The sequence below is a fragment of the Lysinibacillus sp. 38-6 genome (assembly GCF_046245175.1).
GTDB lineage: Bacteria > Bacillota > Bacilli > Bacillales_A > Planococcaceae > Lysinibacillus.
In genome coordinates, this window is the sequence record NZ_CP176417.1 from 572941 (window position 1) to 584798 (window position 11858).

General features: G+C 39.2%; 10 protein-coding genes. 8 read left to right on the forward strand and 2 right to left on the reverse strand.

All coding sequences use genetic code 11. The features are described 5' to 3' along the window. Window positions 1-19 precede the first annotated feature (19 nt). A complete protein-coding gene (locus tag ACKVEV_RS03010; protein ID WP_409368917.1) occupies window positions 20-1768 on the reverse strand; it encodes an ABC transporter ATP-binding protein in 1749 nt (582 codons plus the stop codon). 238 nt (window positions 1769-2006) lie between these two features. On the opposite strand from ACKVEV_RS03010, the gene ACKVEV_RS03015 reads away from it, so the two are divergent. Beyond that, window positions 2007-2771: a MerR family transcriptional regulator gene (locus ACKVEV_RS03015; RefSeq protein ID WP_409368918.1), complete on the forward strand. Its 765-nt coding sequence runs from the start codon at window positions 2007-2009 to the stop codon at window positions 2769-2771. 74 nt (window positions 2772-2845) lie between these two features. Here the strand turns inward: ACKVEV_RS03015 and ACKVEV_RS03020 are convergent, their stop codons facing one another. Then, the gene (locus ACKVEV_RS03020; RefSeq protein ID WP_409368919.1) at window positions 2846-4702 is read right to left on the reverse strand and encodes a multicopper oxidase family protein; all 1857 of its coding nucleotides are present in this window, start codon (window positions 4700-4702) and stop codon (window positions 2846-2848) included. Window positions 4703-5035: 333 nt separating this feature from the next. Between ACKVEV_RS03020 and ACKVEV_RS03025 the strand changes: the two genes are divergently transcribed. The 7 genes from ACKVEV_RS03025 (at window position 5036) to ACKVEV_RS03055 (ending at window position 11788) form a co-directional block, all read left to right on the forward strand. Next, a complete protein-coding gene (locus ACKVEV_RS03025) occupies window positions 5036-6457 on the forward strand; it encodes a diguanylate cyclase (protein ID WP_409368920.1) in 1422 nt (473 codons plus the stop codon). 509 nt (window positions 6458-6966) lie between these two features. After that, entirely contained in the window at window positions 6967-7449 is a 483-nt protein-coding gene (locus ACKVEV_RS03030; protein WP_409368922.1) for a DUF5590 domain-containing protein, read from the forward strand. A gap of 16 nt (window positions 7450-7465) precedes the next feature. After that, window positions 7466-8659, forward strand: a complete 1194-nt coding sequence (locus tag ACKVEV_RS03035; RefSeq protein ID WP_409368923.1) for a pyridoxal phosphate-dependent aminotransferase — start codon at window positions 7466-7468, stop codon at window positions 8657-8659. Between the two features lie 28 nt (window positions 8660-8687). Beyond that, a complete protein-coding gene (gene asnS / locus ACKVEV_RS03040) occupies window positions 8688-9983 on the forward strand; it encodes an asparagine--tRNA ligase (protein WP_409368924.1) in 1296 nt (431 codons plus the stop codon). Between the two features lie 91 nt (window positions 9984-10074). Next, complete coding sequence (locus ACKVEV_RS03045; protein WP_409368925.1) at window positions 10075-10803, forward strand: DnaD domain-containing protein; 729 nt, start codon at window positions 10075-10077, stop codon at window positions 10801-10803. An 11-nt stretch (window positions 10804-10814) separates the two neighbouring features. Further along, a complete protein-coding gene (nth, locus tag ACKVEV_RS03050) occupies window positions 10815-11477 on the forward strand; it encodes an endonuclease III (protein WP_409368926.1) in 663 nt (220 codons plus the stop codon). Beyond that, window positions 11474-11788: a YpoC family protein gene (locus tag ACKVEV_RS03055; protein ID WP_409368927.1), complete on the forward strand. Its 315-nt coding sequence runs from the start codon at window positions 11474-11476 to the stop codon at window positions 11786-11788. Before nth ends, ACKVEV_RS03055 begins: the two co-directional genes overlap by 4 nt. Window positions 11789-11858: the final 70 nt, after the last annotated feature.

The following is an 11858-nucleotide window of genomic DNA, read 5'->3' on the forward strand; positions in this document are numbered from 1 at the left end:
AGAACAAATCCTTTCGTCTTTACTCTTGAATGCGTAATTGTTGTTTAGCAAATTCTCTATACATATCATGTGTTTCAAATAAGGTAGCATGTGTCCCACAGCCTGTAATATGCCCTTTTTCAATAAAGAGTATTTGATCGGCATCGACAACAGTAGAAAGACGATGCGCAATAACGAGTGTTGTTCGTCCTTGCATTAAATTATCCAATGCTTTTTGTACGTAAATTTCTGAATTACTATCCAAGCTAGAAGTTGCTTCATCTAGCATTAAAATTTGTGGATCGCGCAACAAGGCTCTGGCAATCGAAATGCGTTGACGTTGTCCGCCTGACAGCTTAATGCCACGTTCACCAACTTCTGTGTCATACTTATCTGGCAGTTCGTTAATAAATTGATCGGCATAGGCCATTTTTGCCACGCGTTCAAGTTCTTCGTCTGAAACCTCTTTTGCAATACCATAACAAATATTGTCACGAATTGTCCCTGACAGTAGGGCACTTTCTTGTGCAACATAGCCAATTTTGCTTCTCCAAGAATGAAGTGAAAAAGTATCAATCGGTGTATCACCTAGTGTAATTAAGCCATTTGTCGGTTGATAGTAGCGTTCTAGCAGTGCGAAGGTTGTTGTCTTTCCTCCGCCACTCGGACCAACAATGGCTGTCACTTGACCGGGCTCAATTGTAAAATTGATGTTCGATAAAATGGGTTCATCACCATAAGCGAAATCTACATGGTTTACATGGATTGCTTCATGCACTTTATCTAACTGAAGACCTTCATGAATATTTTCTTCTGTATGCTCAAGCAATGCACTGATTCGTTCCGTTGCACCCATTGCTTTTTGAAGCTGTGTAAAGAACATTGTTAATTGCGTCATCGGCATAATGATTTGAATTAAATATAAAATAAAGGCGACCATATCACCAGCTGTCAGTTCGCCAGAGGAAACCCGTACACCGCCATAGCCAATTATCGCCACAAGAACGCTCATCAGGACGAACGAAATTAATGGTGAAATAAGGGCGTGGATTTTCGCTTCTTTTAATCCGAAATGAAATAGGTTGGTAATGCCTTTTTTGCCACGTTCATATTCGATATTTTCAGCATTTGAAGCTTTTACTAATCGTGTTTCAGGTAATACTTGATTGAGCACAGCCGTAAATTTAGCCGTCTCATCTTGCATCCCTTTCGATATAACAAACATGCGCTTTCCTAGTAGCATTAAAATAATCATTGCGACTGGAACGGCGATAAGCATGACTAAGGTCATCTTCCAATCTAAAAATAATAGAATAATAACTGAACCTACAATTGAAATAACACCTGATAAACAATTTGCTAGATGTTCAGTAATGAGCTCTTTGACAACTGCGGTATCGTTTGTGACACGGCTTAATGTCTCACCGGTATCATTATCGTCATAGTAAGGGATTGGTAAGTGAAGTAATTTGCACCATAACTGATCTCTCAATTTAGCTACAACTTGATGGCCAACTCGATTCAAAAAGTAAATGGAAAGCCCGCTGGCGATAGCTTGCGCGATAAACGCTATTCCTAATAAAATAATTTGCCAGTAATTAAGGGATTGAAGAGAAAAGCCATCCACTAATTGTTTTGTGAAAAGCGGAACGATAAATCCAACGCCCGTTGTTGCTAAACTCATACATAAAGCAATAATTAACAAAGGCATCGGTGGTTCAGCTTGTTTAACAAGCTGCACAAAGCGTCGCCAATTTTTTATAGGTGCCTCTTTCGTTTGTTTATTCATAAAAAAATCCTCCTTCATTGCAGTAAACAATAGCATCATTGTTTGTGTGACTTTACTATAGCACGGTTATATGAACTGAATATGAAATGAAAAGCAGTGAGTGGTGAAAAGCAGTGACTGGCACCCAAACAATTCAGAATTGTTTGGGTGCCAGTCACTCACACAATTTTCGCACAATTCGTTTCTTGACCTTCAAGTAGCTTGAAGGTTTACTATAAAGAGGAAAGGTGGGATAGCTTTGCATAATGATATGTCAATTCAAGAATTTTCTAGTAGAACAGGCATTCCAAAAAGTACGTTACGTTTCTATGAATCGAAAAATTTATTGCTCCCTGTAAAAAGAGGTGAAAACGGCTATCGCATATATGCACAGCATCAAATCGCTACCGTAAAATTGATTTCCACTTTACGTATTGCAAATGTACCGATTCAGGATATTCAACAATATATACTCGAACATGACGAGACAGCGCGTCAAACGATGATGCACAAGTGGATACGTACGATTAAGAAAAAACGAGATCTTATGGATGTCAGCTTGCGCTTTTTAGAAAGTAATTCTATTCAAGAAGACATCTATTTAATTGACAAAAATGATGAAAAAATTATTTGGTTCACTGCGCAATCCCAAACAGGCAAGTTTGGCGAGCATTTTGCGAAAAGGGCCCATGCATTAAAACAACGCAATATTCAAATTAACAGCTATTATGTAAATTATTTATCAGGTCAAGATTTAATTAATGCACAAATTGGGTTTGGTGTGGCTAAGACTACACCTGTAGACGGAATAACTGAGGTTGATTTTATCGAACAAATGCCAGCCTGCATCTGTCTTGCATTACCATTTAACGAGTCGATAACACAAATAAAAACTGGTTACTATAAATTAATGCAATATGCGCTTCAACATAGCTGGGTGCCCACACGATCAATACTGGAATGGTACCGAGGGGAAGATTTTACGCAATTAGATTTATTATTGCCTGTTATTCAATTGGAGTAAAGGATGAAGTATTGGGGAGAGCTAAACAACATGAGGTATTTGACAAGCAAAACGTCAAATACCTCATTTTTAACTTAGCGTCTTCTACGCCATCTACTGGCTATGTTGGTTTGCGGTTGACTTCTATTAGCCGGAAAAACGGGTTGAGGTACAAACTGAGACACATTTTGTTTATGCGTAGCGACGTGTGGCAAAGGTTCATTTGTAGTGGATACATCAGGGCTATCCGTCACGGTAGCATGCTGCTTTGTTGACGAATGAGGGCTGTGAGCATTGGTCAAAAGCGGGGCAGTTTGCTCATTATTGTTTGGAATGGCCGTTGGTGCTACACGATGCTGCTCTGTTGCATGCGTGACTTCAGCGTGAGGTTGCGACACAGGATGAACATCCTTCATCACGAGAATTGGTCGCATCATATCATGGTCTTCGTGTTCAAGGAAATGGCAATGCCACATGTAATTTCCGATATAATCTTTCCAATGCATAATGATTTTGGTCACTTTCCCTGCGTCAGCTTTGACGGTATCTTTCCAGCCTCTCTCATAGTCACGAGGTTCTTCCGCTGGACCCGTAAATTCCAGTCTTCCTTCATTTTGATAAAGCTCCACATCAAATGGCCGTCGTTCAAGAATTTTAAATTGGATTAAATGTAGATGGATAGGGTGTATAAATGGTGTTGCATTAATAAAATTCCACACTTCAATACTATCGAGCGCAGGCTTTTCAGTCGCGGGATCATGGTACATCCGATCATTTAATAACAACATCGGTCTACCGAAGTCATCTGTCGTAGCACTTAAAGGTAAGTTGCGTTCGATATGTGCATGATGGGGATGTAAATCCATGGAGACGGCGAGCCTTTCTGGTATTTCGCTCGTATCTTCACAGCGCAGTGGGCGGTTCACTCTAAACTGCATAATGACGCTTGTATGCTCATCAAAAAAATCGGTATCCGTATTGAGTAAGGTAATTTCCTGCCCTTCACAAGTTGAAAAATCTATAATGACATCCGTTCTTTCAGCGGGCAATAATTCCACAGTGTAAATTTCATTAGGGGCTGTTAAAAAGCCTCCATCAGTTCCGAGTTGAATCATAGGCTGCTCATTTGAAAGGCTAATCACATAGCCTCTTCTATTCGAGCCGTTGAGCAAACGGAAACGATACTTACGGGGCTCAACATTTAAATAGGGCCATAATTTACCATTTACAACAATCGTATTGCCAACAAAGCCAGGTGTAATTGAAGGATGCACCGGCACGGGGAAGGGGGGGCCTTCAGGATAGAACAGGGAGCCGTCTTCATTAAAAGATTTATCTGCAATTAATAATGGATATTCATAATCGCCACATGGTAAGTTTGAGCGCTCTTCCAGTGTGTCGCGAAGCAAATAAAAACCGGCAAGCCCTGCGTAAACATTTAAGCGCGTTAACGCCATTGCGTGGTCATGATACCACAACGTTGTACCAGGCTGATGATTCGTGTATTCATGTATTTCTTTATTGAACTTAGGACCCGTATACGTATAGTCCCTTGTATACCACGCTTCAGGATGACCGTCACTTTCCCAGTCTACATTGGCTCCGTGAAGATGTGTTACCGTACGAACCTCCTGTGAATCATTGGCAGCATGGAGAGTGAAATCTACAGGTAAAAAATGCTTTGTGGGCAATTGATTTTTGTATTTGACATAAATGGTTTTGTCTTTCGATGCCTCAATAGTAGGACCTGGATAAATGCCATTATATCCCCAAATGGTGGACTTCGGAAAATGGCGATGAAAACAATGTTCGGCTTCCATCATCTGCAATTCATAATACTCCTTCTTCGGGTGACCACTACTGTATTTTGCTTTGGCAGTAACTGGCTTCGGCAACATATCTACAAATTTAGGGATTGTTGCTGGATCTGCAGGATTGATTTTTGAATTCAAAACATCACGTCCCTTACATTTTTACAAACTTACCTTCATCATATGGGTAAAAACAATAAGAAACGAGGACAATAATGGAAGTATTTGTGCTAATATATAAAAAATATTGAATTTAATGAAATCTATGTAATGAAATCATACTGGTACATGGAAGGTCATCACAACAAAAGACAAGGAGTGTGATTTTGTGAAAAAGTGGCGATTCCTGACGTTAGTAATTTATGGGATGTGAAAGAAATGACGGACGGGGACATAGACATCGCTTATAATTAATGTATAAGCAATAGGATGTTTTGGATAAGAAAATTTTCGGCATAGAGAAGTGGTGATAAATTGGAGTTAACATTAGAAGAATTGAATAAAACAATTATGGAAATGCGGACAAAAGGGCGTTTGACAGAAGCGCTAAATCTTGCTGAACAGGGACTTTTAGTCGCTTTGGAAAATGATAATTATAAGCATGGATTAGACTTGTTTTACCAAAAAATATTAATTCATCATGCGTTAGGCGATACATTAAGCATGGTGAGTCATATCTATGATTACGAGGCTTGCTGCCAGCAGTATGGTACGACAAAGGACTTTATGAATTACTATCTTGTTATGTCTTTAATATATGATTTAGTTGGTGTAAGAGAAAAAACGGTGGAGATGACCAAAAAATCGATTGAATATGCAACCCAATTAAAAGATATAAAAATGCTTGTTCGCTGCCACAGTAATCTATGCTATCTCGAAGTAGAAAATGGTTGTTATAAGGAAGCGCTTGAAGCTGCGTTGATTGCAAGAAAGTATAATCATATGCTTGCGAAGTCGTTGCCGGAATTGGCAAAGCTTCAAGATATTCGCATTAATAATAATTTAGCGGATGTCTATATTTTAGAGGGCGATTTTGCGATGGGCCAAGCGCTATTGGATCATACTTTGAATTCGGATATTATTGAAAATCATAATCGAGAAAAAGTAGCTGCCTTATTTGGGTATGGGTTTTTATATGAACATCAACAACAACTTGAAGAAGCGGTGGCGTATTATAAACAAGCGATAGCATTAGCGCAATCTTATGGTGATAATCAGATTGCAAAGAAAGTGATGCGTATGCTGTTAAACGTACTTTATCAATTGGATTACCGTGATGAAATTTTTGATGTGCAACGGGCGTATATCGAGCTGACCGAAAAAATGAGTGCGGACAATTTGCTTCAGCAAGTTATGAATTTAGAATTTAATAGACAAAAAGAGAAACTTGAAAAAAGAGCACTTTATGACCCTTTAACAGGTGTGCTAAATCGTCATTTTCTTGATGTTGAGCTCCATGATTGGCTAAAGGATGCACGGACTTATCAGCAATTTGTCGGTGTCATTGTGCTCGATATTGACTATTTTAAAGCATATAATGATCGTTACGGTCATTTATTTGGCGACATGGTGCTCCAATTACTAGCCACGGGCATAAGAGATTTTATACGCAATCAAGAAGCGGTCATTGTTCGTTATGGCGGTGATGAATTTATCGTTTGCCTTCGTCATCACACAAAGCAATTTATCTATGATTTTATAAAAGCGTTACATGGCTATTTGTTAACATTAAAACTAGAACAACAAAATGATAGTTATCCTTTAAAGATAAGTCTTGGAGCCTGTGTGAATGACCTGCATAATTATGAATACTTACAGCTTTTTAAACAGGCAGACCGTAACTTGTATAAAGCGAAAAATAATGGACGTGCAAATTTTGTTATTAGCTCATTATAAAAAGTGATTAAAGTGTGTGTGCATTTTTTAGAGCGTTATTCTATCTTTACAATAAATAATAAATTAGTTATTGATGACCGATGCGGCGACTCCTGCTGAAAGCTAGCGCTGTTGCGGACTTAGCAAAAAGTGTTAGATTGATAGCCTTCAATCTAACACTTTTCTCTTTTGTTCAAAACTTCTTCTTTTTAAAAAAAGGTATTTTTGCCCGTGTAACCGACTTGTAAAACTATCGGAACTTTTCTTGATAAAGAACAGTCTTTTTTAGTGCAAAAGGAAAAAACAAAAATCGTTGCCCAAATCATTTGAAAACGTAGGTTTATCAACGTACAATAAATGAAATTTACAAACACGACAACAGAATTTTGGTGTATAATGTTGTGGTACGAGAAAGAAAGCAGGTTGACAAAAATGGTAAGCAAAATGAAAGTGTGCGCAGTTATAGACACGCAAGAATATCAGGCATTCTTAGCGCAAAATAAGCTAGATGCAAAACATAAGGTGAATATATGAAAAACTGGTTGATTTTCATTTCTGTCTTTATGGTTTCTCTGTCACTTGTCATTGGTATTTTAGTACTCTGGAAAGCCGAGGCTCCGTTTAGTTCAATTGAAGAAAAGGCTGAACAGTTGGCGCTAGACGCCAAAGCTCTAGCAATTGTTACGGAGTCCTACACATATAATGGCAAACATTCGTATGTTACTGTATTCGGGGTAGACGAATACGGTGACAAAAAGGCTGTCTTTGTTCCAACGAATCTAGAAGAGGATTCCATTCAGGAAGTATTTTTGAAAGATGGTATTACGGAAAAGCAAGCATTATCGGTTTTTAAAAAAGAAGGAAATGTCCAAAAGGTTCTTCATATGAAATTAGGCTATGAGGAGGCAGGAGCCGTTTGGGAAATTACTTACCTAAACGATCGTGATAAACTCAACTATGTCTATATTTTATTTAAGGACGGCGACTGGTGGAAGCGCATTAAGAATTTATAAGAGGAGTAGATCCCGTATGAAAAAATTATTAGCAAACCGAGTGAAAACTTTAACACCATCTTCAACATTAGCAATTACTGCAAAAGCAAAAGAATTAAAAGAGCAAGGCATTGATGTCATTGGTCTAGGTGCTGGTGAGCCAGACTTCAACACACCACGCAATATTTTAAATGCGGCTATTGAATCAATGGAAAAAGGTTTAACTAAATATACGCCAGCTGGCGGTCTACCAGTGCTTAAGAAAGCAATCATCGACAAACTTCAACGTGACAACAATCTTACATATAAACCGAATGAGGTTATCGTAGGTGTTGGGGCGAAGCATATTCTTTATACTTTATTCCAGGTAATCTTGAACGAAGGCGATGAAGTAATCATCCCTATTCCTTATTGGGTATCGTATCCAGAGCAAGTGAAATTAGCTGGCGGTGTGCCGGTATATGTTGAAGGAACACGTGAACAAGGCTACAAAATTACTGCTGAACAATTACGTGCAGCCGTGACGGACAAAACAAAAGCGGTCATCATTAACTCACCAAGCAATCCATCAGGTATGATTTATTCTCGCGAAGAGCTAGCAGAACTTGCTGCTGTTGCAGAAGAAAAAGATATTTTAATCGTGTCAGATGAAATTTATGAGAAGCTTGTATACAATGGTATTGAGCATTTTTCTATTGCGCAACTTTCTGACGCAATAAAAGCACGTACAATCGTAGTAAATGGTGTAGCCAAATCTCACTCTATGACAGGCTGGCGTATTGGATATGCGGCAGGTGATGCAGACATAATTAAACCGATGACTGACCTTGCTTCACATTCAACTTCAAACGCAACAACAACTGCACAATATGCAACAGTAGAAGCGTATAATGGACCGCAGGACACAGTGGAAGAAATGCGCCAAGCATTTGAATCTCGTCTTGAGAAAATCTATCCACAAATTAGTGCCATTCCTGGCTTCAACGTATTAAAACCGCAAGGCGCATTTTATTTATTACCGGATGTAGCAGAAGCAATGGCTCATACAGGTTATGATTCGGTAGATGCATTTGCAGCGGATATTTTAACAGAAGCAAATGTAGCAGTAATTCCTGGCTCTGGCTTTGGTGCACCTACTACTATGCGATTATCTTATGCTACATCTTTAGACTTATTAGAAGAGGCAGTCCGTCGTATTGATGCATTCGTAAAATCAAAATGGCAAGACTAATCCTTGTAACCAACTTTGGAGGATTTCTATGAAAAAAATTATGATTCAAGATATGCCACAGCATATCGGCGAAACAGTCAAGCTAGGTGCTTGGTTAGCTAACAAACGTTCAAGTGGTAAAATTGCTTTCTTACAACTACGTGATGGTTCTGGCTTTGTGCAAGGCGTAGTAGTGAAAGAAGAAGTAGGCGAAGAAATTTTTGCGATTGCAAAAGGTATGACTCAAGAGACTTCGATGTATGTCATTGGCGAAGTAAAAGCAGATGAGCGCTCTAGCTTCGGCTGCGAACTTGCTGTAACAGGAATTGAAGTGTTGCATGCAGCTACTGATTTCCCAATTACACCAAAAGAGCATGGCCCTGAATTTCTAATGGATAACCGTCATTTATGGTTACGTTCTCGTAAACAACATGCGGTGATGAAAATTCGTAATGAAATTATTCGTGCCACTTACGAATTTTTCAACAATAATGGCTTTACAAAAATGGACCCACCAATTTTAACTGGATCAGCACCTGAAGGGACTTCAGAGCTATTCCATACTAAATACTTTGAAGAAGATGCCTACCTATCTCAATCTGGTCAGCTTTATATGGAAGCGGCTGCGATGGCATTAGGAAAAGTATTCTCGTTCGGTCCGACGTTCCGTGCTGAAAAATCAAAAACACGTCGTCACTTAATCGAATTTTGGATGATTGAGCCGGAAATGGCGTTTGTAGAATTTGAAGAAAACCTAGAAGTACAAGAACAATATGTTGAACATATTGTGCAGTCTGTGTTGGCAAACTGTACGCTAGAATTAGAGCGACTTGGTCGTGATACATCAACGCTTCAAAATATTAAAGCGCCATTCCCACGCATTTCATATGACGATGCCATTAAACTATTACACGAACAAGGTTTTAATGACATTGAGTGGGGAGACGACTTCGGTGCGCCACATGAAACGGCAATTGCTAACTCATTTGACAAACCAGTCTTCATTACATGCTACCCAACAGGTATCAAACCGTTCTACATGCAGCCACATCCAGATCGTGATGATGTTGTACTATGTGCTGACTTAATTGCACCAGAAGGCTATGGTGAAATTATCGGTGGTTCAGAGCGTATTCATGACTATGATTTATTAAAATCTCGTCTTGAGGAACATAATTTATCATTAGATGCTTACGCATGGTACTTAGAGCTTCGTAAACAAGGTTCAGTACCACATTCTGGCTTCGGATTAGGGTTAGAACGTACAGTGGCTTGGATTTCTGGAACGGAGCATATTCGTGAAACAATTCCATTCCCACGTTTATTAAACCGTTTATACCCATAATCGGTTAGCAACAAACATCAACAATTTAAAAGTCGCGTAGTGAAATTTCTACGCGGCTTTTCTACTTACTAGAAAAAGGAGTCATGTCTACATGAATTCAAAAAATAATCGACTCCGTACATGGACCGAGCAGAGAACGATACAAATTCCTCAGCTCTTTTTTCAGTTTTATAAGGAGTTAAATATTGAGGATGATGAGGCGCTAATAGTGATGCATTTACTTGCCTTTCATGTGGAAGGAAATGATTTTCCTACACCAACGGATTTGATGAATCGTCTCACGATGCCTAGCAATGAGATTACTTCTCGCCTACAGCGTCTAATGCAAAAGGGCTTTCTTGAAATTACACGTGATGTCGATACAAATGGCAAGCTGTACGAAAAATATTCGGTATACCCCCTTTGGGAGCGTATTTTGCAAAGTATAGAAATGAAAGCACAAAAAAATTCAGCTGCTTTACTTCGTCAAGAAGAGGGTGAAGTATTCCGTTTATTTGAAGAGGAAATGGGGCGTCTTTTATCTCCTTTAGAGCTAGAAAAAATTGGTTCTTGGCTAGATGACGATAAGCACAGTCCTGCGCTTATAAAAGAAGCGTTAAAAGAAGCTGTGTTTGCTGGGAAATTGAGCATTCGCTATATCGATCGGATATTGTTGGAGTGGAAAAAGAAAAACATTACGACGCCACAAGCGGCACATAAGCAGGGGGAGCAGTTCCGTGAAAAGCAAAGCTTAAACAGACCGCCTGCACGCACGATACAGCAAGAAACACAGTCAACAAACAAAGTACCATTTTATAACTGGTTAGAAGAAAGAGAATAGGGGGGTATGGAATGTTAACAAAAAAACAGTGGGAGCATTGTCTAGCTGAAATGGACCGCATGTTTCCTAATGCGCATTGTGAACTTGTGCATGACAACCCATTCGAGCTGACAATCGCCACGTTATTATCCGCACAATGTACAGATGTATTAGTCAATAAAGTAACGAAAACGTTGTTTCAAAAATATAAAAAACCAGAAGATTATTTAGCGGTGTCATTAGAGGAACTTCAACAAGATATTCGCTCGATCGGACTTTATCGCAATAAGGCGAAAAATATTCAGCTTCTATGTGAGCGTCTTTTAACTGAATATAATGGCCAAATTCCCGCAAGTCGTGAAGAACTTGTAACGTTGCCAGGCGTAGGGCGTAAAACAGCGAATGTTGTATTATCAGTAGCCTTTGATATACCGGCGCTTGCGGTCGATACACATGTAGAACGTGTATCAAAACGATTAGGGTTATGTCGTTGGAAGGATTCAGTGCTTGAAGTGGAAGAAACAATTATGAAAAAAACACCGATGGACAAGTGGTCGAAAACGCATCACCAGTTAATTTTCTTTGGACGCTATCATTGTAAGGCACAAAATCCGGGCTGCCAAACATGTCCGTTACTCGATGATTGCCGAGAAGGGCAAAAGCGTTTAAAAAAAGGGCTGGTGACAAACGCGTGAATATTGATGCTATAGCAAAAGAAAAAATAGATGAATGGTTTACAGAATGGACGCTGCTAGAAACTCAAATACATGCTGCCCATGCTGCGCGCAACGGGGAAGCAAAAGGACTGATGGAACAGGCTATTATGTTGTTTGAGCGCTTAGTAAGTGAAGCGGGGGAAGAGGTAATGCCGCTTAATGGAAATGAGCGTATGGCCTTTATAAAAACGAAACCAGGGCAATATGCGTGTTACCGTCAATTAGACGAGTTATTTAAAGAAACAAAAAAACGAACGGCACGCTTACGCTTACAGGCAGCTAAAGGCTAAAAGAGACACAGCGTAAGTAGAAAATGCATTGGTGAAAATCACATACACATTAAAACACAAAAAGGTTGTT